At 60.4% G+C, this 26,898-nt stretch carries 26 protein-coding genes and 1 pseudogene; 16 read left to right on the top strand and 11 right to left on the bottom strand.

The window, feature by feature from the left end; all coding sequences use genetic code 11:
* Position 1 precedes the first annotated feature (1 nt).
* From rsfS to NPS56_RS09860, 3 genes are all read right to left on the bottom strand, one after another.
* On the bottom strand, positions 2–496 hold the full coding sequence (gene rsfS / locus NPS56_RS09870; protein ID WP_008065972.1) for a ribosome silencing factor: 495 nt from the start codon (positions 494–496) through the stop codon (positions 2–4).
* Between the two features lie 73 nt (positions 497–569).
* Complete coding sequence (nadD, locus tag NPS56_RS09865) at positions 570–1,259, bottom strand: nicotinate-nucleotide adenylyltransferase (RefSeq protein ID WP_274074454.1); 690 nt, start codon at positions 1,257–1,259, stop codon at positions 570–572.
* Between the two features lies 1 nt (position 1,260).
* Positions 1,261–2,532 (bottom strand): glutamate-5-semialdehyde dehydrogenase, encoded by a 1,272-nt coding sequence (locus NPS56_RS09860; RefSeq protein ID WP_274074453.1) that lies wholly within the window; start codon positions 2,530–2,532, stop codon positions 1,261–1,263.
* Between the two features lie 189 nt (positions 2,533–2,721).
* On the opposite strand from NPS56_RS09860, the gene NPS56_RS09855 reads away from it, so the two are divergent.
* Both NPS56_RS09855 and NPS56_RS09850 read left to right on the top strand, forming a co-directional pair.
* On the top strand, positions 2,722–3,420 hold the full coding sequence (locus NPS56_RS09855; protein ID WP_274074452.1) for a DNA-3-methyladenine glycosylase: 699 nt from the start codon (positions 2,722–2,724) through the stop codon (positions 3,418–3,420).
* Positions 3,421–3,595: 175 nt separating this feature from the next.
* Complete coding sequence (locus tag NPS56_RS09850; RefSeq protein ID WP_274074451.1) at positions 3,596–4,912, top strand: bifunctional DedA family/phosphatase PAP2 family protein; 1,317 nt, start codon at positions 3,596–3,598, stop codon at positions 4,910–4,912.
* A 9-nt stretch (positions 4,913–4,921) separates the two neighbouring features.
* Here NPS56_RS09850 and NPS56_RS09845 read toward each other — a convergent pair whose 3' ends face one another.
* From NPS56_RS09845 to NPS56_RS09835, 3 genes are read right to left on the bottom strand one after another with little or no spacing between them, the layout of a single operon-like run.
* Positions 4,922–5,512 (bottom strand): LON peptidase substrate-binding domain-containing protein, encoded by a 591-nt coding sequence (locus NPS56_RS09845; protein WP_274074450.1) that lies wholly within the window; start codon positions 5,510–5,512, stop codon positions 4,922–4,924.
* A gap of 11 nt (positions 5,513–5,523) precedes the next feature.
* Positions 5,524–6,240 (bottom strand): LrgB family protein, encoded by a 717-nt coding sequence (locus NPS56_RS09840; protein WP_008065952.1) that lies wholly within the window; start codon positions 6,238–6,240, stop codon positions 5,524–5,526.
* Positions 6,237–6,599: a CidA/LrgA family protein gene (locus NPS56_RS09835; protein WP_274074449.1), complete on the bottom strand. Its 363-nt coding sequence runs from the start codon at positions 6,597–6,599 to the stop codon at positions 6,237–6,239. Before NPS56_RS09835 ends, NPS56_RS09840 begins: the two co-directional genes overlap by 4 nt.
* A gap of 194 nt (positions 6,600–6,793) precedes the next feature.
* Between NPS56_RS09835 and NPS56_RS09830 the strand changes: the two genes are divergently transcribed.
* The 3 genes from NPS56_RS09830 (at position 6,794) to NPS56_RS09820 (ending at position 9,750) form a co-directional block, all read left to right on the top strand.
* Positions 6,794–7,249, top strand: a complete 456-nt coding sequence (locus NPS56_RS09830) for a MaoC family dehydratase (RefSeq protein WP_274074448.1) — start codon at positions 6,794–6,796, stop codon at positions 7,247–7,249.
* Between the two features lie 113 nt (positions 7,250–7,362).
* Entirely contained in the window at positions 7,363–9,081 is a 1,719-nt protein-coding gene (locus tag NPS56_RS09825) for a C13 family peptidase (protein WP_274074447.1), read from the top strand.
* 27 nt (positions 9,082–9,108) lie between these two features.
* Positions 9,109–9,750 (top strand): oxidoreductase, encoded by a 642-nt coding sequence (locus NPS56_RS09820; RefSeq protein ID WP_274074446.1) that lies wholly within the window; start codon positions 9,109–9,111, stop codon positions 9,748–9,750.
* 85 nt (positions 9,751–9,835) lie between these two features.
* Here NPS56_RS09820 and NPS56_RS09815 read toward each other — a convergent pair whose 3' ends face one another.
* From NPS56_RS09815 to mpl, 3 genes are read right to left on the bottom strand one after another with little or no spacing between them, the layout of a single operon-like run.
* Positions 9,836–10,120 carry a YceK/YidQ family lipoprotein gene (locus NPS56_RS09815; protein WP_274074445.1) on the bottom strand — a complete coding sequence of 95 codons (285 nt, stop codon included), beginning with the start codon at positions 10,118–10,120 and terminating at the stop codon, positions 9,836–9,838.
* Positions 10,113–10,745, bottom strand: coding sequence for a flavin prenyltransferase UbiX (ubiX, locus tag NPS56_RS09810; RefSeq protein WP_274074444.1), 633 nt, complete (start codon positions 10,743–10,745; stop codon positions 10,113–10,115). The genes NPS56_RS09815 and ubiX overlap by 8 nt, the downstream gene beginning before the upstream one ends.
* Complete coding sequence (gene mpl / locus NPS56_RS09805; protein ID WP_274074443.1) at positions 10,742–12,091, bottom strand: UDP-N-acetylmuramate:L-alanyl-gamma-D-glutamyl-meso-diaminopimelate ligase; 1,350 nt, start codon at positions 12,089–12,091, stop codon at positions 10,742–10,744. The genes ubiX and mpl overlap by 4 nt, the downstream gene beginning before the upstream one ends.
* Before the next feature lie 194 nt (positions 12,092–12,285).
* Between mpl and NPS56_RS09800 the strand changes: the two genes are divergently transcribed.
* Entirely contained in the window at positions 12,286–13,410 is a 1,125-nt protein-coding gene (locus tag NPS56_RS09800) for a J domain-containing protein (RefSeq protein ID WP_274074442.1), read from the top strand.
* 36 nt (positions 13,411–13,446) lie between these two features.
* Here NPS56_RS09800 and NPS56_RS09795 read toward each other — a convergent pair whose 3' ends face one another.
* Positions 13,447–15,369, bottom strand: a complete 1,923-nt coding sequence (locus tag NPS56_RS09795) for a sigma-54-dependent Fis family transcriptional regulator (RefSeq protein WP_274074441.1) — start codon at positions 15,367–15,369, stop codon at positions 13,447–13,449.
* A 301-nt stretch (positions 15,370–15,670) separates the two neighbouring features.
* Here NPS56_RS09795 and exaC point away from each other — a divergent pair, with 301 nt between their 5' ends.
* The 10 genes from exaC to NPS56_RS09745 all read left to right on the top strand — a co-directional run bounded on the left by exaC (position 15,671) and on the right by NPS56_RS09745 (position 26,664).
* Positions 15,671–17,191: an acetaldehyde dehydrogenase ExaC gene (gene exaC, locus NPS56_RS09790; protein ID WP_274074440.1), complete on the top strand. Its 1,521-nt coding sequence runs from the start codon at positions 15,671–15,673 to the stop codon at positions 17,189–17,191.
* A gap of 211 nt (positions 17,192–17,402) precedes the next feature.
* Positions 17,403–18,773, top strand: coding sequence for an ethanolamine permease (gene eat, locus NPS56_RS09785; RefSeq protein ID WP_274074439.1), 1,371 nt, complete (start codon positions 17,403–17,405; stop codon positions 18,771–18,773).
* Between the two features lie 185 nt (positions 18,774–18,958).
* Complete coding sequence (locus tag NPS56_RS09780) at positions 18,959–20,353, top strand: ethanolamine ammonia-lyase subunit EutB (RefSeq protein ID WP_274074438.1); 1,395 nt, start codon at positions 18,959–18,961, stop codon at positions 20,351–20,353.
* A gap of 5 nt (positions 20,354–20,358) precedes the next feature.
* Positions 20,359–21,183, top strand: a complete 825-nt coding sequence (gene eutC, locus NPS56_RS09775; protein WP_274074600.1) for an ethanolamine ammonia-lyase subunit EutC — start codon at positions 20,359–20,361, stop codon at positions 21,181–21,183.
* A gap of 116 nt (positions 21,184–21,299) precedes the next feature.
* Positions 21,300–21,761 carry a GNAT family N-acetyltransferase gene (locus tag NPS56_RS09770; RefSeq protein ID WP_077186306.1) on the top strand — a complete coding sequence of 154 codons (462 nt, stop codon included), beginning with the start codon at positions 21,300–21,302 and terminating at the stop codon, positions 21,759–21,761.
* 212 nt (positions 21,762–21,973) lie between these two features.
* Complete coding sequence (locus tag NPS56_RS09765; protein ID WP_274074437.1) at positions 21,974–22,630, top strand: DedA family protein; 657 nt, start codon at positions 21,974–21,976, stop codon at positions 22,628–22,630.
* Positions 22,631–22,634: 4 nt separating this feature from the next.
* The gene (locus NPS56_RS09760) at positions 22,635–23,447 is read left to right on the top strand and encodes a zinc-dependent peptidase (RefSeq protein WP_274074436.1); all 813 of its coding nucleotides are present in this window, start codon (positions 22,635–22,637) and stop codon (positions 23,445–23,447) included.
* Positions 23,448–23,560: 113 nt separating this feature from the next.
* Complete coding sequence (gene ppa, locus NPS56_RS09755; RefSeq protein WP_003205933.1) at positions 23,561–24,088, top strand: inorganic diphosphatase; 528 nt, start codon at positions 23,561–23,563, stop codon at positions 24,086–24,088.
* Between the two features lie 229 nt (positions 24,089–24,317).
* A complete protein-coding gene (locus tag NPS56_RS09750; protein ID WP_274074435.1) occupies positions 24,318–25,064 on the top strand; it encodes a S24 family peptidase in 747 nt (248 codons plus the stop codon).
* 394 nt (positions 25,065–25,458) lie between these two features.
* Complete coding sequence (locus NPS56_RS09745; RefSeq protein WP_274074434.1) at positions 25,459–26,664, top strand: tyrosine-type recombinase/integrase; 1,206 nt, start codon at positions 25,459–25,461, stop codon at positions 26,662–26,664.
* Here the strand turns inward: NPS56_RS09745 and NPS56_RS09740 are convergent.
* Positions 26,645–26,857: pseudogene (locus NPS56_RS09740) on the bottom strand (addiction module antidote protein); the annotation flags it as partial. The gene NPS56_RS09745 and the pseudogene NPS56_RS09740 sit on opposite strands and share 20 nt — an antisense overlap.
* Positions 26,858–26,898: the final 41 nt, after the last annotated feature.

Here is a 26,898-nt window from a genome sequence, read left to right as displayed (position 1 = left end):
CTTATTCCTGGTCTTTGTTGAGCTTGGTGAAATGCTCATGACCGACTTCAGGGCTGTGGTGTTTGCCATCAGCGGCACGGCTCTGCTCGGCACCTTTCCACAGGCGCTCCAGGTCGTAGAACTGGCGGGCATTGGAGGTCATCATGTGAACGATCACGTCGTCCATGTCCAACAGCACCCAGTCGCTGTCGCCCTTGCCTTCTTCACCCAGCGGCTTGATGCCCAGGGCTTTGACGGCTTCGCGAACCTTGTCCAGCATCGCGCCGATCTGGCGGTTGGAGGTACCAGTGGCGATGATCATGTAGTCAGTGATGCTCTGCTTGTCGCGAACATCGATCACCAGCACGTCCTGGGCCTTGACGTCTTCCAGGGCGGCTACGGCGATCTTGACCAGCTCGTCGCCTTTTGGCGGTTCGGCAGCCAGTACCTTCTCAGGCAGCGGAGCGCTCTTGAACGTGCCTTTGCGTTTAACTTTGCTTTCGTTGTTGCTCGTCATATAAAACTCGTTTTGCTCGTATGTTCGGGCGCTTCGGTACACGTTGTTGCCACGTGCCTTGAAGCACTCCTATTCAGTTCGACGCACGGTAAAGTCCGTGCGCATCGATGTAGGCCAGGACCGCGTCGGGCACCAGGAAACGTACCGACTTACCGCTGGCCAGCAGTTGACGGATCTGGGTGGCGGAAACCGCGAGCGGTGTCTGCCAGACGAATGCAATCTGTCCGCTCGGCCCCTTGAGGGCCAGCGGGTCGCTCACCGAGCGCGCTGCCAGCAGGTTGCGCAAGGCATCCGGCGGTTCGCTGTCGGCATCCGGGCGTTGCAACACCAGGATATGGCAATGCTGGAGCAACTCTTCCCAGCGGTGCCAAGTGGGCAGGCCGCAAAATGCGTCCCAGCCCAAAAGCAGAAAAACCTGGGTCTCGGCGGGCATTTCGGCACGCATCAACTCCAGGGTATCAATGGTGTAGGACGGTTTGTCCCGCTGCAATTCGCGGTCGTCCACCACCAACGGTGCCACACCGGCCACCGCGCATTCGACCATCGCCAGACGGTCTTTCGCCGACACCTGCGGCGTACCCCGATGGGGCGGCCTGGCACTGGGTGTCAGGCGCAGTTCATCGAGCGCCAGCGATTCGGCGACTTCCAGCGCACCCCGCAAATGGCCGATGTGCACCGGATCGAAGGTCCCGCCCAGTACGCCGATGCGTCGAGGTGCAGGCGCGCTGGCGGTGACCGGGACTGACGGGTCGAGGTCGCCCAAGTCAGGCCGGCTCCTGTCCGCGCAACTGGCCATCACCGACCACGATGTACTTCTCGCAGGTCAGACCTTCGAGACCGACCGGGCCGCGGGCGTGCAGCTTATCAGTAGAAATGCCGATCTCGGCACCCAATCCGTATTCGAAGCCATCGGCGAAGCAGGTCGGGGTGTTGATCATCACCGACGAAGAATCGACTTCAGTCACGAAACGCCGGGTGTCGCCCTGGTGTTCGCTGACAATCGAATCGGTGTGATGGGAGCCAAAATGGTTGATGTGCTCGATCGCCTGGTCAAGCCCGTCGACCACGCGGATCGACAAGATGGGTGCCAGGTACTCGGTGCTCCAGTCCTCTTGCGTGGCCGGCACGGCATCGATGATTGCCCGGGTGCGATCGCAGCCGCGCAGTTCGACGCCTTTTTCGCGGAACTGGGCCGCCATCGCCGGCAGGAAATCTTTGGCAACGATTTGATCGACCAGCAGCGTCTCCATCGCCCCGCAGATGCCGTAGCGGTAAGTCTTGGCGTTGAACGCGATGCGCTGGGCTTTCGCCAGGTCGGCGTGCTCGCTCACGAAAACGTGGCAGATACCGTCCAGGTGCTTGATCACCGGCACCCGGGCATCCCGACTGACGCGCTCGATCAGGCCACGGCCACCACGGGGCACAATGACGTCGACGTATTCAGGCATGCTGATCAGCGCACCAACGGCAGCGCGATCAGTGGTTTCCACCACTTGCACCACGGCGGCCGGCAGATCGGCCTCGGCCAGGCCGCGCTGGATGCAGGCGGCGATGGCACGATTGGAATGAATGGCTTCGGAGCCGCCGCGCAGGATGGTCGCGTTGCCAGACTTCAGGCACAGGCTGGCCGCATCGATGGTCACATTCGGCCGTGACTCGTAGATGATCCCGATCACGCCAAGCGGGACGCGCATCTTGCCCACCTGGATACCCGACGGGCGATAGCTCATGTCGCGGATCGCGCCGACCGGGTCGGGCAACGCCGCGACCTGGCGCAGGCCAACGATCATGCCGTCGATACGCGCCGGGGTCAGCGCCAGACGCTCGAGCAGGGCCGGCTCCAGACCATTGGCGCGACCAGCCGCCAGGTCCAGCTCATTGGCCGCGGTCAATTCGCCGCGGGCTGCATCCAGCGCATTGGCAGCCGCCTGCAGCGCGCGGTTTTTCTGCGCGGTGCTGGCACGGCCGATCACGCGGGAAGCCTCGCGGGCAGCGCGACCCAGGCGGGTCATGTAGTCAAGAACGGACTCAGTCATGGTCTGGAGTGGTCTTTGCTAAGGTCTTGGTAAAGAGTAAAGCGGCAGATTATAGCTGTCGCGTCCGCCGACTAACAGCGGTGACGGGCGGATGGTCGAAATCGAGGGCAATTTGCCGACGTTCAGCCGGGATTAAGCTGCAAATTGTTATCATCACGACTCACTCAGCCCTGATAAACGCCGTTCATCATGACTAACCTGACTGTTCGCGCCTCCGCCGAGGGCCTGCCCAAGGGCCTTCCGGACGCGTTTTTCGACCGCGACGCGCAAGTTCTCGCCCGCGATCTACTCGGAAAAGTCATCCGCCATCGGGTCGGCGATCTGTGGCTCAGCGCGCGGATCATCGAGACAGAAGCCTATTACTGCGCAGAAAAAGGCAGCCACGCCTCCCTCGGCTACACAGAAAAGCGTAAGGCTTTGTTTCTGGATGGCGGGCATATCTATATGTACTACGCTCGCGGCGGCGATTCACTCAACTTCAGCGCCCAAGGGCCGGGCAATGCCGTGCTGATCAAATCCGCCTACCCCTGGGTCGACGAGTTGAGCGGGTCGGCGAGCCTTGCGCAGATGTTGTTGAACAACCCCGACGCCCAAGGCCGCCCTCGCCCCTCGCAAAAGCTCTGCGCGGGGCAGACACTGCTCTGCAAGTCGCTGGGCTTGAAGGTGCCGGTATGGGACGCCAAGCGCTTCGATCATGAAATTTTACTGGTGGAGGATGTCGGACAGACCCCAGCCCACATCATCCAGGCCACCCGCCTGGGCATTCCCCATGGACGCGACGAGCACCTGATGTACCGCTTCGTCGACGCGGCCTATGCCGCCTATTGCACGCGGAACCCGCTGCGACGGGGCCAGGTCGAAGGTCGCGATTATCTGGTGCTGACCTGACTATGGAATGATCCATTGTGGGAGCGAGCTTGCTCGCGAATGCACCGGGTCAGTCGACATCAACGCTGGCTGATCCACCGCTTTCGCGAGCAAGCTCGCTCCTACAGGGGACACGTAGCGTTTTAAGATGATATTCGCCCGCCAAGGGCCATTTGAATTCGATGGAGTTGTTTTTATGGGCCCATGGCTCGATAGCGTGACCGGCTGGTTGACGGTCAACCCGCAATGGCTGGCGGCAGCGGTATTCATCGTGGCCTTTGTGGAATGCCTGGCGATTGCCGGCCTGATCGTGCCTGGCACCGTATTGCTGTTCGCCGTTGCGGTACTGGCCGGCAGCGGCGCACTGTCATTGAGTGAGACCTTGCTCCTGGGTTTTCTCGCCGGCGTGCTCGGCGACGTGGTTTCGTATTTCCTCGGCCGACACTTCCATCAGAACATCCGGCGCCTGCCGGGCTTGCGTCATCACCCGGAATGGATCGCCGGGGCAGAAGCGTATTTCCAGCGCTACGGTATCGCCAGCCTGCTGGTCGGACGCTTCATCGGCCCCCTGCGCCCGATGCTGCCGATGGTCGCCGGGATGTTCGACATGCCCTTCCCGCGCTTCTTCGCGGTCAGCCTGCTGGCTGGCGCCGGCTGGTCGGTGGCATACCTGCTACCGGGCTGGGCCACAGGCGCGGCGATTCGATTGCCGCTGCCCGAAGGCTTCTGGCTTGAGGCCGGCATCGTGGCCGGCAGCATTGCAATCATGGTCGGGCTGAGCGCAACCAGCAGCCTGCGCCGCCATCGCAAGGCCACGGTGTTCATTGCCGGCATGAGCCTGCTGATTCTGGCGGGTCTGTTTATCGGTTATCCGCACCTGGACGCCCTCGATCAGGGGGTCATGACCCTGGTGCAGGAGCACCGCAGCCCGACGCTCGATGAAGTGGCCGTGGTCTTCACCCTGATTGGCGAATTCCGCAACATGCTGATTTTCAGCGCCTTGCTGGTGGTGCTGCTGCTTATAACCCGGCAATGGCGCCAGCTGATCTTCGCCACCACCACCCTGCTCTGCACCGCGCTGGGCAACACCCTGACCAAACACTTTTTCGGCCGCGTGCGCCCGGAGGTATTGAGCGACCCGCTGACCAGCTACAGCATGCCCAGCGGCCACGCATCCGGGGCGTTTGCACTGTTCCTGACCCTCGCCGTCCTGGCCGGCCGCGGGCAACCGCCACGGATGCGCCTGACCTGGTTGCTGGTGGCGTGCTTGCCGGCGCTGGCGATCGCCCTCTCCCGCGTTTACCTCGGTGCACACTGGCCGACGGATGTGCTGGCGGGCGCGATGCTGGCGTCGTGTGTTTGTGCGGCGAGTTTGTGGCTGTGTCAGCGCCGGACTTCGCTCAACGCCATGCCGCCCAGAGTCTGGTGGCTGGTGCTGCCTGCGCTGGTGGCGTTGTTCGGATTTTTCGTATTGAGGCATTTGCCGCACACGATGTTGCGTTACGCGTATTAGCCAAAAGGGTCAGGCAAACAACTCCCCCTGCAACTCATCCAGCAACGCCTGAATCGCATCCAGCCGTTGCTGCGGATCATCAAGTTGCAGCAGGTCGATCTTGTCCACTTCGGCAAACGGCAACAGGTAAGCCAGCTGGTTGGCCAGCGACTGTTGTCCGGTGGCCTCGGTGCCCATGTTCAGCGCTTCGACCATCGGGTGTTCGGCCAGGGCCTTGAGCAAGGCCACCAGATCGGCGTCTTCGTCCTGCAGCGGCTGCTCAGGCTCGTCTTCCAGCCATTCGACCTCGGCGAGGATCAGCTGGTCGCGCTGGACTTCGGTGGTCAACACGTTGAACCGTCGCCCGCCCTCAACCCGTATCCCCAGCAGGCCGTTGTCCTGCTGCTGAAAATCGGTGATGCGCGCTTCACAACCGACCATGGCAAAGCCCTGCGGCGCGATACCGACTTCGCTCCCTTCAAGGATGCACACCACGCCGAAGCCGCCGCCCTGTTTCATGCAGCGACCGATCATGTCCAGGTAACGCGCCTCGAAAATCTGCAGGTCGAGGATGCAACCCGGAAACAGCACCGTGTTCAGCGGAAAAAGCGGCAGACTCATAGACATATTCCTTACACCACCATCGACACCGCCAACGGCAGGAATACCGCCGTGGCCACGCCCATCAAACTCATCGCCAGCGCCGCGAAGGCGCCACATTCGTCACTTTCCTGCATCGCCACCGCGGTGCCGACCGCATGGGCGGTCATGCCCAGGGCCATGCCGCGAGCCTCGGGACTGTGGACACCGAGCCGGGTCAACAGGCTCGGGCCGAAGATCGCCCCGATTACCCCGGTGATCAGCACGAACACCGCCGCCAGCGCGGCGACGCCACCAATCTGCTCGGCCACCAGCATGGCGATGGGCGACGTCACCGATTTCGGCGCCATGGTCATCAGGATCATGTGTTCGGCCCCAAACCACCAGCCCAACAGCACGCCCATGCACGTGGCGACCACACCGCCTATCACCAGCGTAGTAAATATCGGCCAGAACAACTGTCGGATCCGCCGCAGATTGAGGTAAAGCGGCACGGCCAGCGCGACCGTCGCAGGGCCGAGCAAAATACTGAGGATCTCGGTGCTCTTGCGGTACTCGGCGTAGGTCAGACCGCAGCCGACCAGCACACCGATCACCAGCAACATGGAGACCAGCACAGGCTGCAAAAAGATCCAGCGGGTTTTCTCGAACGCCGCCAGCACCAGTTGATAGGCGCCGAGCGTGATGCCGATGCCGAACAAGGGATGATGAATCACCGACGTCCAGGCGCCGTGCCAGTCAAGGATCATTGGCCGTCCTCAGGTTGAACATGGCGCTTGACCATGCGTTGCATGAGGACACCAGCGAACGCCATCGACAGCAACAATGACAACACCAGCGCGCCGACAATGGCCCAGAAATCGGCGGCGATGTCCGCGGCGTACACCATCACCCCCACGGCCGGCGGCACCAGCAGCAATGGCAGGTAGCGCAGCAGGCTGCTGGCTGCAAGGTTCAACGGCTCACCGACCTGGCCACGACCGATCAGAAATATCAGCAACAGCAGCAGGCCGATGATCGGCCCCGGCAGGAAGGGCAAGAACAAATGGTTGATCGCGGTGCCGAGCAATTGGAACAGCACCAGCCAGGTCAGGCCACGTAACAACATCAAAGATCTCCCGCAAAATCCGTCACCCGCATCGGCCCGCGCATTATAAGCACGCTTGCGCTATGGACCGGCATTCGCCATAAGCATGGTCTGTTGACCGCGGCCTTTTGCCATGGTGATCTAAAGTGGTAAATCCGGGAGGTCAAATCCCCCCACCTAAAAACTATAAAATCGATGAACCCAGGAGAGTCTCAATGCCCTATGTACCCGTTGCAGAGCTCAAAGATTATATCGGCAAGGAACTCGGACGTTCCGAATGGCTCACCATCGATCAGGAGCGCATCAACCTGTTCGCCGAAGCCACCGGGGACTATCAGTTCATCCACGTCGACCCGGTCAAGGCCGCGCAAACGCCCTTTGGCGGCACCATTGCCCACGGCTTTCTGTCGCTGTCGCTGATTCCGAAACTGATGGAAGACATCCTCGTCATGCCAGAAGGCTTGAAAATGGTGGTCAACTACGGTCTGGACAGCGTGCGCTTCATTCAGCCGGTCAAGGTCGATTCGAAGGTGCGCCTCAAGGTCGAACTGTCCGAGGTCACCGAGAAAAAACCCGGTCAATGGCTGCTCAAGGCCATCGCCACACTGGAAATCGACGGCATGGACAAACCGGCGTACGTCGCCGAATCCCTGTCGCTCTGCTTCGTGTAAGCCCTCCGGGATGCGAAGCAGCACAGGCTGTTTCGCACCGGCTGTTTTTCTACCGGCTGTATAAGGACACATAGCTGCGGCATACTCGGTCGCCTAATTGCCCGGAACCCGCTATGCGCCCACTTGCACTCCTCGCCTTGACCCTGATGCTCACCGCTTGCGGCGACGGCGAATCGCTATTGCCCGCGGACGCCCGCCTGCCGGACGGTGGACGCTATCGCGGGGAGCTGGTCAACGGGTTGCTGCAGGGCCAGGGCCGCATCGACTACCCGAACGGCAGCTGGTACGCCGGCGAGTTCGACCAGGGCCAGTGGCATGGCCAGGGTGAATGGCATGGCAGCAATGGCGAGGTCTATCGCGGGCAGTTCAAGCAAGGCCTGTTCGATGGCCAAGGGTCCCTGACCACCAACGGTGGCAGTTACGACGGTGGCTTCAAGCTGGGCCGACGCGACGGCGAAGGCACCCTCAAAGAACACGGCATGCTTTACCGGGGCGGGTTCAAGGCCGACCAATATTCGGGGCTCGGCCGCCTGGAGCTCGAAGATGGTAGCGCCTATCAGGGCCAGTTCGCCCACGGCAAGCCCAATGGCGATGGCCAACGCAGCGACGGCAGCGGCAATCAATTCACCGGGCACTTCGTCGATGGTCAGCTGGAAGGCAACGGAACCTTCAACAGTGCCGAAGGCGATATCTATGTCGGCGGGTTCAAGAACAACCAATTGCACGGCAAGGGTCGTTATGAAAACGCCGACGGCGACGTCTGGCTGGGTCAGTTCAAGGAAGGTTCGCTCAACGGCAAGGGCGAATTGATCGGCGCCGACGGCAGCCATTACATCGGCCACTTCAGCGACTGGCGCTTCACCGGCCAGGGCCGCTTGAACCTGGCCGACGGCAGCTTCTACACCGGCCAGTTCGACAACGACACTTACTCCGGGCGCGGCACCCTGGTCCTCACCGACGGTTCCGTGCTCAGTGGCACCTGGATCAACGGCCAGCGCGTGCGCGATGCCGAGGGCAAATTGCTGCCCGACACCCTCGAGCTTGGCTTGCTGGCCCAGGGGCGCTTGCTCGAAGAGGCGCTGAGCAACGTTCCAGCCTCGACCCCGGCCGTGGAGCTTTATACCCTGACCCTTGGCGGCGACGGCAAGCAGAGCGTGTTCCTGCGCGAATCCGACTATGTCGCGAACATGCTCACCAGCCGCTTCGGCGCCTATGGCCAGATCCGCCTGGTGAACCATCGCGACCACCTCGGCGACCGGCCGATGGCAACCCGGGAGAACCTGCGGCGCGCCGCCCAGACGCTGGCCGAACGCAGCGGCCCGGAAGACCTGGTGTTCATCTACCTGACCAGCCATGGCACCAGCGAGCACGAACTGGTGCTCGACCAGCCGCGCATGGAACTGGCGGACCTGCCCGCCGACGAGCTTGCCGCCGTCCTTGCCCCGCTGAAAAACCGCGACAAGATCATCGTGATCTCGTCCTGCTACTCCGGCGGTTTCATCCCCGCCCTGAAGGACGAACGCACCCTGATCATGACCGCCTCGCGAGCTGACCGCGTGTCCTTCGGCTGTTCCGAAGAAGCTAACTTCACCTACTTCGGCGACGCCTTGTTCGCCCAGGCGCTGAACCAGACCGATGACCTGGAGCAAGCCTTCAAACTGGCCAAGGCCACTGTCGCCGAGCGCGAGCTGGCGGACAATTTCGAAGCCTCCGAACCGCAGATCTGGGCACCGAAAACCGTGCTCTCGCATTGGCAACTGTTACGTAAGCAGCAGGCACGAAAAGCGCTGCAAAGTGTCTCCATTGACAGCAAGGATGCAAAGAACAACTAAGCTGAACTGTATCAAGGGAGAAACATTATGTACTTGACGCCTCAGCACGTGTTGCTTGCCGGAGCCACTGGTTTGACCGGTGAACACTTACTCGATCGCTTGCTCAACGAGCCAACGATATCGCGAGTATTGGCCCCCTCGCGCCGACCACTGGCCGAACATCCGCACCTGGAGAACCCGGTAGGCGACCCCACTGAGTTCCTGCCGCAATTGAACGGCCGCGTCGACATCGCCTACTGCTGCCTGGGCACCACCATCAAACAGGCCGGCTCTGAGCAGGCGTTTCGCGCGGTGGACCTGGACATGGTGGTGGCGTTCGCCAAGCGTGCCCGGGAGATGGGTGCACGACACCTGATCGTGATCAGCGCCCTGGGCGCCGATCGCAGGTCCTCGATTTTCTACAACCGGGTCAAAGGCGAAATGGAGTATGCCTTGCGCGCGCAGGACTGGCCGCAGTTGACCATCTGCCGTCCTTCGTTGCTGTTGGGCGAACGCACCCAGCCACGCCTGGGCGAGCAGTTCGCCGGGCCCTTGTCGAAACTGATTCCCGGCAAGTACCGAGGCATAGAAGCCTGTCAGCTGGCCCGCGCGATGTGGCGCCTCGCCCTGGAGGAGCAGGATGGGGTGCGGATTGTCGAGTCGGATGAGTTGAGGAAGCTGGGCAAATAGATCAAAAGATCGCAGCCTTCGGCAGCTCCTACAGGGTGTACACCTTCCCAATGTAGGAGCTGCCGAAGGCTGCGATCTTTTGTTTTTACAATCCGCCGGTTGCCTGGAAACTCACGCCGATCACCGTCAGCAACGACAACGGTAACAGCAGCGTATCCAACAGCGCACTGGCCGGCAGATCAACACCCGGATAGCTCGGTGCCTCGGCGCCGAAGCGGTCCATCGCGCAACAACCGCCATTGAGCGCATACAAATCCAGCCGCGTCCCGGAGTACACCACTGGCGCGCCTGGCTTGGCCGCATCCAGCGTACGCGCCGTCGCACATCCCGCCAGCTGTAACGCCAGCACTATCAGCAACCACTTACTCATCGCTGGTCAGATGGTATTCGCCCCAACGCGGCAGCATGTCCTGGGGAATGTTCAGCAGATTGAGGATCCGCGCCACGACGAAATCGATCAGGTCGTCGATGGTTTGTGGCTGATGGTAGAAACCCGGCGAGGCCGGCAAAATCGTCACGCCCATGTTCGACAACTTGAGCATGTGCTCCAGGTGAATGCTCGAATATGGCGCTTCACGGGGCACCAGGATCAGCTGCCGGCGCTCCTTGAGCGTGACATCGGCGGCGCGTTCGATCAGGTTGTTGCACGCTCCCGTCGCGATGGCCGACAGGGTCCCGGTGGAGCACGGCACCACCACCATCGCCGCCGGCGCACCGGAGCCCGAGGCCACCGGCGACATCCAGTCTTCCTTGCCGTAGACCCGAATCTGCCCAGCGGCAGCACCGGTGTATTCGGTGAGGAAGGCCTGCATCATCTGTGGCTTGGCCGGTAGCGTGACGTCTGTTTCGGTGGCCATCACCAGTTGCGCGGCCTTGGAAATCAGGAAGTGCACTTCGCGCTCTTCGCGCACCAGGCAATCGAGCAGGCGCAAGCCATACTGGGCGCCGGAAGCGCCCGTCATCGCCAGCGTGATGCGGTCCGGACCGTTACTCATTTGAGCGCCTCGGCCAGCTTGCCGTGCAGGCCGCCGAAGCCGCCGTTGCTCATGATCACCACGTGGGTGCCCGGCTGGGCCTGGCTCTTGACCCGCTCGATGATGCCTTCCAGCGAGTCGCTGACAATCGACGGTACCGTGCACAGCGCCGCGGTGCCGGCCAGATCCCAGCCGAGATTGGCCGGTGCATACCAGATCACCTGGTCGGCATCGACCACGCTCTCCGGCAAGCCGTCACGGTGCGCGCCCAGCTTCATGGAGTTGGAGCGCGGTTCGATGATCGCAATCAACGGCGCATCGCCAATGCGCTTGCGCAGGCCGTCGAGTGTGGTGGCGATGGCCGTCGGGTGGTGAGCGAAGTCATCGTAGATGGTGATGCCGCGCACCTCTGCGACTTTTTCCATGCGTCGCTTCACGCTTTTGAAGGCGCTCAATGCGGCGATGCCCATGGCCGGAACCACGCCAACATGGCGCGCGGCAGCCAAGGTGGCCAATGCATTGGCCACGTTATGCTGGCCGGTCATGTCCCAATCGACCACGCCTTGAGCGACGCCTTCGAACATCACTTCGAACTTCGAGCCATCCTCACTGAGCAGCTTGACCTGCCACTGCCCGCCGGCACCGGTGGTTTGCACCGGGGTCCAGCAACCCATCTCGATCACGCGCAGCAAGGCCGGTTCGGTAGTCGGATGAATCACCAGGCCTTCGCTCGGGATGGTTCGCACCAGATGGTGGAACTGTCGCTCGATGGCCGGCAGATCCGGGAAGATATCGGCGTGGTCGAACTCCAGGTTGTTCAGGATCGCCGTGCGCGGACGGTAGTGAACGAACTTGGAGCGTTTGTCGAAGAACGCGCTGTCGTACTCGTCGGCTTCGATCACGAAAAACGGTGTGTCACCCAGGCGCGCCGATACCGAGAAGTTCTGCGGTACACCGCCGATCAGGAAGCCCGGGCTCATGCCCGCGTGCTCCAGCACCCAGGCGAGCATGCTGCTGGTGGTGGTCTTGCCGTGCGTACCGGCGACCGCCAGTACCCAGCGGCCTTGCAGCACATGGTCGGCCAGCCATTGCGGGCCGGAAACGTAAGGCAGGCCTTTGTTCAGCACGTATTCGACCGCCGGGTTGCCGCGCGACATGGCGTTGCCGATGACCACCAGATCGGGGGCCGGGTCCAGTTGCGCCGGGTCGTAGCCCTGGGTCAACTCAATGCCCTGAGCCTCGAGCTGAGTGCTCATCGGCGGGTAGACGTTGGCATCGGAGCCGGTCACGTGATGGCCGAGCTCTTTGGCCAGGACCGCCATCGAACCCATGAAAGTGCCGCAGATACCCAGAATATGAATGTGCATAGTCGACCTCGTAAAACATGGCCGCAGGTTAGCTTAGGGAGGGGAAAATCGCACCTTGTGTTTGAGCTGACCCATGCTGCTTCCCTCTACACTATTGCATCATCCGAAAACACTTGGCATCAGAATGCGCTGTTCCAGGCTGGATTTACCTTGATAATGCCGCTCATCCCTTGAACGTTCACTTGGAGCAGTCCGTGAAGAACAACACTTCCCAGATCAACATCGCACCTGCCTCAGGCACGAAAAAACTTTCCGCTGGACAGCGGAAATTCAACGGGCTCATCAAGAAGATCGAAAAACAACGCCTGGTGCTTCAGGAATGGCAATCCGCTACTCCCCTGTATATCGAACGTTGGCATCTCGAGTTCGCCCCCCGGCTCGAGCAATTTCATCAATGCAATGTTGAGCTTGTGCATGCCCTGGATCATCTCAGCGAACGGATCAAGCTCTCGAAAGTCGATCGCCGGACCTTGGTTCAGGAAATCCTTGACCAAGCTTACTCATTGATCGATCGCGGCTGTAATGAGGAGCAGGAAGCCGCTTTGAAAGCGCTGTACAACAAGCATAGCGGCGGTGACTTTGACGCAGATGAGCGTGAAGGAGACGAATTATTCAAACTCGGCCTGAAAGACATATTCGGTGTTGAGTTGGACGATGATGTCGACTTGCAGTCCCCTGAAGACATTGCGCAAAAAATTCTTGAACAGCAGCAAGCTGAACACACCGCACAGCAGCAAAAACCGGGTAAAAAAAACGCACGCCAGCAGCGCCTGAAAGAAGAGGCTGCCCAAGTCAGTCAATCTATTCGCGAGGTTTACCGCAAACTGGCCAGTGCCCTGCACCCCGACCGGGAAACCGATCCGGACGAGCGCAAACGAAAGACATCTCTGATGCAGCGCGTCAACCAGGCATATAGCGAACGGAACTTGCTCGAACTGCTGCAACTGCAGTTGGAAATGGAGCACATCAATGCGAGCACTCTTGAAACTCTGTCTGCTGATCGACTCAAGCACTACAACCAGGTCCTGACCGAGCAACTGGATGAGTTGGAACTGGAAGTGCTCAACCTTGAACTGTCTTTCAGGCAACAATTCAATCTCGAGCCATTCGATGAGCTATCCGTTCAGAACCTGCCTGACATCTATCAACACCAACTCGACATGTTGAACACTGACCTCGAAGAGCTAAGTGTTCTGCATGAACAGCTCAAGGATCCTAAAGTCCTGAAATCATGGCTAAAGCAACTACGGCAATATCAGAAGACCATGGAGTTTGATGAAACTCTATTCGATGACTTCCCGGATACATTTTTTCGTTGAGCCACAGTTGTTCAGGTTCACTCAAACACCCACTCCCTAACGGGAGATCCCGTGCTTGCGTAGCTTCCTGTAGAGCGTATTGCGGCTGAGCCCCAACAGCTCAGCCGTATTCGTCATATGCCAGCGCGTATGCTCCAGCGCATTCAACAGCGCCAGCCGCTCGGCATCTTCCAGCGGATGTTCGCAAGGCTCTTCAATTTTTGGCACGACCACCGGCTGCGCCTGACGAATCATCGCCGGCAGATCCTCCAGCCCGATCCGTCCGCCGTCACACAACGCCGCCAACGTACGCAACACATTGCGCATCTGCCGCACGTTGCCCGGCCAGGCGAATCCCAACAACGCCTCGCGCGCCGGCCCGTCGATCAGCACGGTTTCCCCGCGCGCCTCTTCGGCCAGCAGGAAGTCGAGCAACTGCGCTTTGTCACTGCGCTCGCGCAACGCCGGCAACGCGACTTCGAGCCCATTGAGCCGATAATAAAGATCCTCGCGAAAACCGCCGTCCTGCACCCGCTCCAGCAGATTGCGGTGCGTGGCACTGATGATCCGCACGTTGACTGATTCCGGCTCGCCACCGATTGGCACCACTTGCCGATCTTCCAGCACGCGCAACAAACGGGTCTGCATGGCCAGCGGCATGTCGCCGATTTCGTCGAGGAACAAGGTCCCGCCATCGGCCTGCTGCAGCTTGCCGCGCATGCCCTCCTTGCGCGCACCGGTGAAGCTGCCGCCGCGATAGCCGAACAGCTCACTCTCGATCAGGCTTTCGGGGATGGCCGCACAGTTGAGGGCGACGAAGGCTTTTTCCGCTCGCTGGCTGGCCTGGTGGACGGCCTTGGCGAAGGCTTCTTTGCCCGAACCGGTTTCGCCGTTGATCAGCAAAGGGACGTCCCGCTCGTATACGCGCAGGGCCTTGCGGAAATCCGCCTGCAACGTTGGATCGCCGAGGCAAATGCCCGACAGGCGCGAGCGCTCTTCCACCACCGGGCCTGGCACCAGCGGCACCGGCGTTACCGGCGCTTTACGCGACTGCCCGCGCAACACGGCGAACAGGTTGCGTCCGTCACGGGTGCGCAGTGGCCAGCTGGCGCTGGCGTTGACGCTCGCGCGGCCGAGCAGTTCGTCCAGCGAGCAGTCGAAAAACGCCTCCACCGGCTTGCCCAGCAAGCCGCCACGGATATGCCCCAGCAGGTTCAGTGCGCTCTGATTGACCGCGCAGATCCGCCCTTCACCGTCGAACGCCAGCAGCCCTTCGCTGAACAAACCGACGGACTCGGCCTGCAGATGAAAACGCAGCAGCCATTGATTGTCGAAACAACGCAGGAAATAGCAGCTCTCGATCATCTTCGCCGAAAGATTGACCAGGGCCATGGTGTGAAACTGACTTTGCCGCGAGACCTCGTGCCGGGCAGAGGACACGTCGAGAACCGCCAACAGCTCGCCGTGCGGATCGAATACCGGGCTTGCCGAACAGGTCAGGCCGGTGTGTCGCCCGCGGAAATGCTCATCTTGGTGAATGGTCAGCGACTGGCGCTCCACCAGGCAGGTGCCGATGCCGTTGGTGCCTTCACAGGCCTCGCTCCAGTCGGCGCCCAGCCAGAGACCGGCACGCTCGAAAATCTTGCGTTCGGCCGGTGCCGTCACGCAATTGAGGATCACCCCGCGAGCATCGGTCAACAGCACAGCGTGGCCGGCACCGGAGAGTTGCTGATGAAGGCTGGTCATTTCATTACCGGCGATGTGCAGCACCTGCTGCAAGCGCTCGCGGCTTTCCAGGACGCGGCCATGTTCCAGCACCGTCGGCGCCATGGTCAGGGCGGGGTCGAGATGATAGTCCTCCAGGCACCGCAGCCAGGAACGGGCGATGGACGGGTCGCTGCCCGGCCCCTGCAGGTGGGCCTTGCCCTGGGCGACGGTCAATACCTGCTGGGCATGGCGACTCAAATGGTTGTCGTGCATTTCTTATTATGCTCCCCGGGGCTCGGCGACCCGTGCATGCGGTGATGCCGAGCATCCTCCAGCCGGGCCAGCATTGCAATGCTGGCGAGACCGGCCAGTCACAGCCTGTGCCAGAAACGGTACAAAGTGTCACGAGCACTGTACCGAAAGCGTCACAAGCACTCTCCGCCCGTCCGACAAAAACCGCGCAAGGCCTTGATTTACATGACCTGCAAGGCAGTGGCCCGACCCTTGCTCTACGCTTAAAGCAAGCGCACACGCGCGTCTTCCTTATAAGCACAAGAACCAAGGAGAAAACATCATGCGTTACGCTCACCCCGGTACTGAAGGCGCTATCGTTTCGTTCAAAGCCAAATACGGTAACTACATCGGCGGCGAGTTCGTCGCGCCTGTCAAAGGTCAGTACTTCACCAATACCTCGCCAGTGAATGGCCAACCCATTGCCGAATTCCCACGCTCCACGGCCGAAGACATCGACAAGGCCCTGGACGCTGCCCACGCGGCCGCCGATGCCTGGGGCGCCACGTCCGCCCAGGCACGCTCGCTGGTGCTGCTGAAAATCGCCGACCGCATCGAACAGAACCTGGAACTGCTGGCGATCACCGAATCCTGGGACAACGGCAAGGCCGTGCGCGAAACCCTCAATGCCGACATCCCGCTGGCTGCCGACCATTTCCGCTACTTCGCCGGCTGCATCCGCGCCCAGGAAGGCAGCGCTGCCGAAATCGACGGCAACACCGTGGCCTATCACATCCATGAACCCCTGGGCGTAGTCGGGCAGATCATTCCGTGGAACTTCCCGATCCTGATGGCCGCCTGGAAACTCGCCCCGGCCCTGGCCGCCGGTAACTGCGTGGTGCTCAAGCCTGCCGAGCAAACCCCTCTGGGCATCACCGTACTGGTCGAGCTGATCGGCGACCTGCTGCCACCGGGCGTGCTGAACATTGTCCAGGGTTACGGCAAAGAAGCCGGCGAAGCCCTCGCCACCAGCAAGCGCATCGCCAAGATCGCTTTCACCGGATCGACCCCGGTCGGCTCGCACATCATGAAATGCGCCGCCGAAAACATCATTCCGTCCACCGTGGAGCTGGGTGGCAAGTCGCCGAACATCTTCTTCGAAGACATCATGAAGGCCGAACCGTCCTTCATCGAAAAAGCCGCCGAAGGCCTGGTGCTGGCGTTCTTCAACCAGGGTGAAGTCTGCACCTGCCCGTCCCGCGCACTGGTGCAGGAATCGATCTATGACGAGTTCATGGCCGTCGTGATGAAGAAAGTCCTGCAAATCAAACGTGGCGACCCGCTGGACACCGACACCATGGTCGGCGCCCAGGCGTCCGAGCAGCAGTTCGACAAGATTCTTTCGTACCTGGAAATCGCCAAGGGCGAAGGCGCCGAGCTGCTGACCGGCGGCAAGGTGGAAAAACTCGAGGGCAACCTGGCCTCCGGTTATTACATCCAGCCGACCCTGCTCAAGGGCACCAACAAGATGCGCGTGTTCCAGGAAGAAATCTTCGGCCCGGTGGTGAGCATCACCACCTTCAAGGACGAAGCCGAAGCCCTGGCCATCGCCAACGACACCGAGTTCGGCCTCGGTGCCGGCCTCTGGACCCGCGACATCAACCGTGCCTACCGCATGGGCCGCGCCATCAAGGCCGGTCGTGTCTGGACCAACTGCTACCACCTGTACCCGGCGCACGCCGCGTTCGGCGGGTACAAGAAGTCCGGCGTCGGCCGTGAAACCCACAAGATGATGCTCGACCACTATCAGCAGACCAAAAACCTGCTGGTGAGCTACGACATCAATCCGCTGGGCTTCTTCTAACCTGGCGCGACACCGTGTAACGGCTTTCGCTGGCAAGCCAGCTCCTACAGGGATCACACCGCACCTGTAGGAGCCGGCTTGCCGGCGAAGGCGCCCTCATTGACATAACACTCAAGGCCTGGCCGCTCTGGCACGGGCTTTGCCTGCCCGTATCACACCCAAACGCAACACACGCAAGTCCAACAAGATCAAAAAAAAACAGCGAGGACTTATGACTTCTTCCACACAGCTCAAACCCACACTCGGCACCCTGCATCTATGGGGCATTGCCGTTGGCCTGGTGATCTCCGGCGAATACTTCGGCTGGAGTTATGGCTGGGGCACCGCCGGGACCCTGGGGTTCCTCGTCACCGCATTGATGGTGGCAACGATGTATACCTGCTTCATCTTCAGTTTTACCGAATTGACCACGGCCATTCCCCATGCCGGCGGGCCGTTTGCCTATAGTCGACGGGCCTTCGGTGAAAAAGGCGGATTGATCGCCGGCATCGCCACCCTGATCGAATTCGTATTCGCGCCGCCGGCCATCGCCATGGCCATCGGCGCCTATCTCAACGTGCAATACCCGGAACTGGACCCGAAAATCGCCGCGGTGGGCGCCTACTTCGTGTTCATGACCCTCAATATCCTCGGTGTCAGCATCGCCGCCACCTTCGAACTGGTGGTGACCGTGCTGGCAGTCGCCGAACTGCTGGTCTTCATGGGCGTGGTCGCGCCAGGCTTCAGTTTCAGTAACTTCGTACTCAATGGCTGGTCTGGCTCCAGCGAATTCACCATTGCTTCCATTCCCGGCATTTTCGCGGCCATTCCCTTCGCCATCTGGTTCTTTCTCGCCATCGAAGGCGCAGCCATGGCCGCCGAGGAAGCCAAGGACCCGAAACGCACGATTCCCAGGGCCTACGTCAGCGGCATCCTGACCCTGGTGTTCCTGGCCATCGGCACAATGGTGATGGCCGGTGGCGTCGGCGACTGGCGCCAGCTGGCCAACATCAACGACCCGCTGCCCCAGGCCATGAAAGCGGTGGTTGGCAACAATTCAACCTGGATGCACATGCTGGTGTGGATCGGCCTGTTTGGCCTGGTGGCGAGTTTCCACGGGATCATTCTCGGCTACTCGCGCCAGTTCTTCGCCCTGGCCCGCGCCGGTTACCTGCCGCGCAGCCTGGCCAAGCTCTCGCGCTTCCAGACCCCGCATCGGGCGATCCTGGCCGGTGGGGTGATCGGCATTGCGGCCATCTACAGCGATGGCCTGGTCAACCTGCAAGGCATGTCGCTGACGGCGGCCATGATCACCATGTCGGTATTCGGTGCCATCGTGATGTACATCATCAGTATGCTGAGCCTGTTCAAGCTGCGTAAAACCGAGCCGAACCTGGAGCGCACCTTCCGCGCGCCGGGCTATCCGATCGTACCGGGGATCGCGCTGTTCCTGGCGCTGGTGTGCCTGGTGGCGATGGCGTGGTTCAACACCTTGATCGGCGTGGTCTTCCTCGGCTTCATGGCCGCCGGCTACCTGTATTTCCAACTGACCGCGCGGCAACGTTCCGAAGCACCGGCGGACGCTATGCTCGAAGGTATCTAGTTGCACCGGCGCCGGGCCCGTTGCCCGGCAACGCCCTATGGACGTGCACACCCCCCTGTAGGAGCTGTCGAGTGCAACGAGGCTGCGATCTTTAAAAGCAAGATCAAAAGATCGCAGCCTCGTTGCACCCGACAGCTCCTACAAAGGGTCGGAAATGAATTTGAGTTATTTGGAGGACACCGCCCATGGCCGTATTTGCCCATTCCGTCGGCGCCCAGACCTACCGCTTCGAAAACCTCAAGGAAGTGATGGCCAAGGCCACCCCGGCGCGCTCCGGGGACTATCTGGCCGGCATCGCCGCCCTCAACGACGGCGAGCGCGTGGCTGCGCAGATGGCGCTGGCCGACATCCCGCTGAGCCACTTCGTGCAGGAAGTGCTGATTCCCTACGAAGCCGATGAAGTCACCCGGCTGATCATCGACACCCACCATAAACAGGCTTTTGCGGTGGTCAGCCATCTCACCGTCGGCGGTTTTCGCGACTGGCTGCTCAGCGACGCCGCCGACGAACAGGTCCTGCGCGCCCTCGCCCCCGGCCTGACCCCGGAAATGGTCGCGGCTGTCTCGAAGATCATGCGCGTACAGGACCTGATCCTGGTCGCGCAGAAAATCCGCGTGGTCACGCAGTTCCGCGGCACCCTCGGTCTGCGCGGCCGCCTGTCCACCCGCCTGCAACCCAATCACCCCACTGATGAACCGGCCGGCATCGCTGCGAGCATTCTCGATGGCCTGCTGCACGGTAACGGCGATGCCATGATCGGCATCAACCCGGCCACCGACAGCATCGCCTCGATCTGCGCCATGCTGGAAATGCTCGATGCGATCATCCAGCGCTACGAAATCCCGACCCAGGCCTGTGTGCTGACCCACGTCACCACTTCAATCGAAGCGGTCAATCGCGGCGTCCCCCTGGACCTGGTGTTCCAGTCGATTGCCGGCACCGAGGCGGCCAACGCCAGCTTCGGCATCAATCTGAATGTGCTCAAGGAAGGTTACGACGCCGGGTTGAGCCTAAATCGCGGCACGCTCGGCAAGAACCTGATGTATTTCGAAACCGGCCAGGGCAGCGCCCTGTCGGCCAATGCCCATCACGGCATCGACCAGCAGACCTGCGAAACCAGGGCCTACGCGGTGGCCCGCCATTTCAATCCGTTCCTGGTGAACACCGTTGTCGGATTCATCGGCCCCGAATATCTCTACAACGGCAAACAGATCATCCGCGCCGGCCTCGAAGACCACTTCTGCGGCAAACTGCTGGGGGTGCCGATGGGCTGCGACATCTGCTACACCAACCACGCCGAGGCGGACCAGGATGACATGGACACCCTGTTGACCCTGCTCGGAGTGGCCGGGATCAATTTCATCATGGGTATCCCTGGCTCAGACGACATCATGCTCAATTACCAGACCACGTCGTTCCACGATGCGCTTTACGCCCGTCAGACGCTGGGGCTCAAGCCTGCCCCGGAGTTCGAGCAATGGCTGGCGAAAATGGGCATCTTCACCCAGGCGGACGGCAAGGTCCTCTTCGGTAACAGTCTGCCGCCGGCCTTCCGCCAGGCCCTGGCGCAATTGGGATGAGTGATATGGAAAAACCACCCTTCGATCCGCACAACCCGTGGCTGGAGCTGCGACGCCTGACCCCCGCGCGCATTGCCCTGGGCCGCACTGGCACCAGTATGCCCACCCGTGCCCAACTGGACTTTCAGTATGCCCACGCCCAGGCGCGAGACGCGGTGCACTTGCCGTTTGATCATGCCGCCCTCAGCGAGCAACTGGCCGAACGGGGTCGTCAAAGCCTGTTGCTGCATAGCGCAGCGCCTGATCGCAACAGCTACCTGCAGCGCCCCGATCTGGGGCGCAAATTGAGCGTGGAATCGGCAAAAAACCTGCGCGAATACGCCACGGCCAATCCTGGCGGAGTCGATCTGGCCATCGTGGTAGCCGATGGTTTGTCGGCATTGGCGGTGCATCGCCATACGCTGCCGTTCCTGGCGCGCTTTGCAGAGCAGAGTTCAGCCGACGGATGGTCAATCGCGCCCGTCATACTGGTGGAACAGGGGCGAGTCGCGGTAGCCGACGAGATCGGCGAACTGTTGGGTGCAAAAATGACCGTGATCCTGATCGGCGAACGCCCTGGCCTGAGCTCTCCAGACAGTCTGGGATTATATTTCACCTACAATCCAAAGGTCGGCCTGACCGACGCCTATCGCAACTGCATCTCGAATGTGCGTCTCGAAGGCCTGACTTACGGCATGGCGGCACACCGTTTGCTGTATTTGATGCGCGAGGCGTGCCGGCGACAGTTATCCGGGGTCAATCTGAAGGACGAAGCGCAGGTGCAAACGCTGGAATCGGACGCAGGAGCGGACCTCAAAGGAAATTTCCTGCTTGATGCGCCCCAAACCTGAACCGCTTCCGCATTGCGCTTTCTCACCTTTTTCAGGCAGGATCGACGCACGGCTGCCAGTGAGTACCCTTTGCCGCCAAAGCACGTGAAGACAGCCACTTGAAGACGAGACCTACCATGCGGATTATTCAAGCGACCCTCGAACACCTGGACCAGCTGACCCCGTTGTTCGTCAAATATCGCGAGTTTTACGGCTCCCTGGCCTATCCGGACTCGTCCCGGGCGTTCCTCGAGAAACGCCTGCGTCGCAAGGAGTCGGTGATCTACCTGGCCCTGTCCGATGACGACAGCAACAGACTGCTGGGCTTCTGTCAGCTGTACCCGAGCTTTTCTTCACTGTCGCTCAAACGCGTGTGGATCCTCAACGACATCTACGTCGCCGAAGACGCCCGCCGCCAGCTGGTTGCAGACAACTTGATCCGCACCGCGAAGAAAATGGCCAAGGAAACCAACGCCGTGCGCATGCGCGTGTCCACCAGCAGCAACAACGAAGTGGCGCAGAAAACCTACGAATCCATCGGATTCAAGGAAGACACCGAGTTCAAGAACTACGTATTGCCGATCAGCGACGAGTTGTAAGGTCAAAAGAGATCGCAGCTTTCGACCGAAGGCTGCGGTCTTGTCCTCAATTCACCCTGAAATCCCCTGCTACAAACCCTACGCGCTTTTCACTTCCCAGCCCGTATAATCCCGTACTTTCCGGCTTGTAAGAAATACTACCTCCTGTCTGTAGTCTTACGCGAAGTCATCCGCAGGCCTGCCAAGTCGGGCCGTTACCACAGGTGCCGTCCATGGATTTTAACCCGCTCGATCTCGTCCTGCATCTCGATGTCTACCTCGATTTGCTGGTCACCAACTACGGGCCATGGATCTACGCCATTCTGTTTCTGGTCATTTTCTGCGAAACCGGGCTGGTGGTCATGCCCTTCCTGCCGGGCGATTCACTGCTGTTCATCGCCGGCGCCGTTGCGGCCGGTGGCGGCATGGACCCGGTGTTGCTGGGCGGCCTGCTGATGCTCGCGGCCATCCTCGGTGACAGCACCAACTACATCATCGGACGAACGGCCGGCGAGCGATTGTTCAGCAACCCGAACTCGAAGATCTTCCGGCGCGACTACCTGCAGCAAACCCACGACTTCTACGACAAGCACGGCGGCAAAACCGTGACCCTGGCGCGCTTCCTGCCGATCATCCGCACCTTTGCCCCCTTCGTCGCCGGCGTCGCGAAAATGCCCTACCCACGCTTCTTTGCCTTCAGCGTGCTGGGCACGATTCTCTGGGTCGGTGGCCTGGTCACCCTGGGTTACTTCTTCGGCAACGTGCCGTTCATCAAATCCAACCTGTCGCTGCTGGTGGTGGGCATCATCCTGCTGTCGCTGGTGCCGATGATCATTGGCCTTGTGCGCAGCCGCCTTGGCGGTTCGAACTCCAAGACCGCATCACGCTGACAGCATGTGGTCCCTTGGCGCCTGGCGACGCCGGCGTACCCTGGCCAAGCACCCGATCGCCGACGAGATGTGGCAACGGGTGCGCCATCACCTGAGTTTTCTCGATGGCATCAGTGCCGCCGAAGACCAGTGGCTGCGCGAAGCCTGCGTCCTGTTCCTGCAAGACAAACACCTGACCGCCCTGCCCGGTGTCGAGCTGCATCAGGAACAACGCCTGCTGCTCGCCGCCCAGGCGCAACTGCCGTTGCTACACCTGGGTGACCTGAACTGGTACCAGGGTTTTCACGAAATCGTGCTCTACCCCGACGATTTCCTCAGCCCCCAGCGCCATCGTGACGCCAGTGGCGTCGAGCACGAATGGGACGGCGAGCACAGCGGCGAAGCCTGGCAACAAGGGCCGATCATCCTCGCCTGGCCGGGCGTCATGGCCAGCGGCGGCTGGGAAGGCTACAACCTGGTGATCCACGAACTCGCGCACAAGCTCGACATGCTCAACGGCGACGCCAACGGCCTGCCACCGCTGCACTCGGACATGCGGGTGAGCGACTGGGCCAGGGTCATGCAGCAAGCCTACGACGATCTGGACCGTCAACTGGAGCGCAATCCGGACGCCGAGACCGCCATTGATCCGTATGCCGCGGAAAACCCTGCCGAGTTCTTCGCCGTCACCAGCGAATACTTCTTCAGTGCCCCGGATTTGCTGCATGAGGCTTATCCGCAGGTCTATGAGCAACTGAAGCTGTTCTATCGCCAGGACCCACTGGCAAGGCTGCGGCAACTTCTGGCCGAGAACCCGGTCTATCAGGCACACGACTAAGGTCTACACGACCTCTGGTACGTGGCGTCGACGTAGGAATATGCCTATAATCGCCGCCACTTTTTGGTCAATCCGGCCAAGTGTTTCTGGTCAACTAACGGGGGCAACGCCCAATGAGCTACAGCAAGATTCCGGCTGGCAAAGACCTGCCGAACGACATCTACGTCGCGATCGAGATTCCGGCCAACCACGCGCCGATCAAATACGAAATCGACAAAGACAGCGATTGCCTGTTCGTTGACCGTTTCATGGCCACCCCAATGTTCTACCCGGCCAACTACGGTTACATCCCGAACACCCTGGCTGACGACGGTGACCCACTCGACGTGCTGGTCGTAACCCCTTACCCGGTTGCCCCAGGCTCGGTGATCCGCGCGCGTCCAGTCGGCATCTTGAACATGACCGACGATGGCGGCGGCGATGCCAAAGTGATCGCGGTTCCACACGACAAGCTGTCCCAGCTGTACGTCGACGTGAAGGAATACACCGACCTGCCGCCGCTGCTGATCCAGCAGATCGAGCACTTCTTCGCGAACTACAAAGATCTCGAAAAAGGCAAATGGGTCAAGATCGAAGGCTGGGCCGGCGCAGACGCCGCCCGCGAAGCGATCACCAAGTCGGTTGCTGCCTATAAAGGCTAAGAGCAGCTGCAGGCTTCAAGCCGCACGCTTCAAGAAGAACCCCGGTTGATCCGGGGTTTTTTTTTGCGCGTCTGTAAAGCGTATTAAACAATTCGTTTAACGCGCTGCAATGCCGGGTTTTCCTGTTTATTTTTTACCCAACGCGCCTCACATCCAGTCGTAAATTTCCCTCGAAATTTGAACGAGCCGTTTATTCAAAGCCCCGGCGGGCGCCAGTAGACTCCCGTTCATGAAAAAGAACACTAGCGGCCCACGGTTTAAAGCGCTCCTTGAAGCAGCGAACATCACGACGACAGGATTCGCCGAATTCCTGGATACGGCTCCGCAAAATGTACACAACTGGTACACCCGCGGCGTCCCCGCCCATTGCATGGAAGAAGTCGCCCGGAAACTCTCGGTCAACAGCGACTGGCTAAAAACCGGCGAAGGCTCGAAAGACGCCAGGCACCTGCGCCTGGTCGACGACACCGGCCACACCTTCGACGCCCAGGCCATCCGCGGTGTCTACACCGTGGTCGAGCCCACCGACATCGAACTGCCCTTCTACAAGGAAGTGATCACGGCCCCCGGCTCCAAAAAGACCCACGTCATCGAAGACCGCGGACAAAGCCTGCGCCTGCCCCGCAGCCACCTCGACTCCCTGGAAATCAACCACGCCGATGCCATCGGCGCCGCCATGATCGGCAACAGCATGGCCGAGAAAATCGACGACGGCTCCACCCTGGCAATCGACCGCGGCCTGACCCAGATAGTCGACGGCGAAATCTACGCCATCGAACACGACGGCATGCTGCGCATCAAATACCTGCACCGAATGCCCGGCAATGCCTTGCGCATGCGCAGCCATAACCGCGCCGATTACCCCGACGAAATCTTCCGCCCCGCGCAAATCGAAGAACAGAACATCCGCGTACTGGGCTGGGTGTTCTGGTGGTCGACACTGAACAAACGACGACCACCGCTACCGTTCCTGTAGCCCCAGGAAACGCCAACTCACACACCAGACTGGGAATTCTGCAAAAAAATCAGTATGCTGCGCCCCACATTTGCGCATCACCCCGCCAAGCGGCCCTGATCGCACCGACAAGGCAGATGACTTTCTCGCCAAGTCCCACAGCCGGACGCAAGATCCGGGTGTACGTTTTGAAGGCTGGCGCGGTTTACCAAAAATGAACCAAGCCAGTCCCCGAGAAGCCGGCCACAAGCCGGCTTTTTAATGCTTTTTTGAAAGCCACTCTCATCTACTGAAAACCGCAAGAGCCTTGCTAGATCAAGGGTTTCAGCCTATTTTCGTTCCTGTGACTTCCGTTTTGATCCGAGGCGTTCCACGCGTAAGTGGGGGAACAAGTGGGGGAACAGAGGGCGAAAAAATGGGCAAACTGACCGCCAATCAAGTCAAAAATTTGGTTGAGGCTGGGACGTACGAAGACGGTGACGGGCTTCGTCTTTTGGTGAAACCTTCAGGACGAAAAACCTGGGTACTTCGTTTTCAATTGAATGGCAAACGCAGGGAGATGGGTCTGGGGAGTTACCCTCAGCTCAACCTGAAAAAAGCCCGCGCAACCGCCTATGAAAATAAAGTGCTTATCCTTAATGGCACTGATCCACTCGCGAAACGACAGGCTGAACAAGCCGCTCAGCGGGAAGCCGCACGCCGGGAACTGGCGCTGCTGATTACCTTCGAGAAGCTGGCCACTGACTACCGAGACGCCCATGGATCAAGCTGGTCGGAGAAATGGCGCAAGGGTTGGCTGAGGAAACTCGAGCTCTATGCTTTCCCTACCATAGGGACGCTATCAGCTGACCAAATCGAGACCAAACATCTGATCAAGGCCTTACAGCCACTCTGGTCAAGCAAGACGCGGACGGCTGATGAGGTTCGAGGGCAAATCGAACAAATACTCGACGCCGCAAGAGCACGAGGCCTCAGGACCGGAGAGAATCCTGCTCGCTGGCGCGGTCATCTGGAAAATCTCCTCAGTCGGCACGAAAAGAAAAAAGCTCGCAAACGCCAACATCACCCGGCACTGAAATGGCAGGACCTACCAAAACTCATGGAAATCCTGCACAAGGATCCCAGCCACGTTTCTATCGCGACTCAGTTGCTGATCCTATCCGGCGCCCGCTCACACATGGTCCGATTTGCACGCTGGGATGAGTTTGACCTTGAGGCTGGCCGCTGGTCTTTACCCGACGAACGAATGAAGACCCGTCAGGCCTTCGCGATCCCACTCGCCCCCGAGGTCGTCTCACTGCTAAAGAATCTCCCGAGGCTCGGCCGCGAGAGCCCATACTTGTTTCCAGGTCGCGGCCGAAGCGGTGTCATGCACGCCAACGGTATCCGTAATCTGTTGCACGGTCTCGGCTATGAAAGCATCACTCGCCACGGTTTTCGCTCAACCTTCCGCGACTGGGCGGGCGAGCAGACCAATATTTCTCGAGAAATCTGTGAGCTGGCGCTGGCTCATGATGAGCGAGATGAAACAGAAAGTGCGTATTCCCGCTCTGATTTCTTCGATAAACGTCGAGAGCTGATGGAGCTGTGGGCGCAGTACGCTACGTCCATACCTGCCTAGGCCATCGCGACCCTACATGCGCTCGATCGGTCATATCCACGCTCATGGCGTGCATCACGGCCAGCATGGTCTTCAAAGTCGGGTTTCCCTTTTCGCTAAATGAGCGATAAAGCAATTCTCGAGAAAGTCCCGACTTACGGGCCGGCTCAGTCATGCCTTTGACGCGGGCAACAACGCCTATCGCCTTGGCGATAACCGATTTGCGGTACAGGATGGCAAGTCTCCTTTGAATCA

It is taken from the genome of Pseudomonas putida, from assembly GCF_028682635.1.
Classification (GTDB): Bacteria; Pseudomonadota; Gammaproteobacteria; order Pseudomonadales; family Pseudomonadaceae; genus Aquipseudomonas; species Aquipseudomonas putida_AE.
The sequence above is the reverse complement of the archived record's forward strand: the minus strand, read 5'-3'. Positions and strand labels throughout refer to the sequence as shown.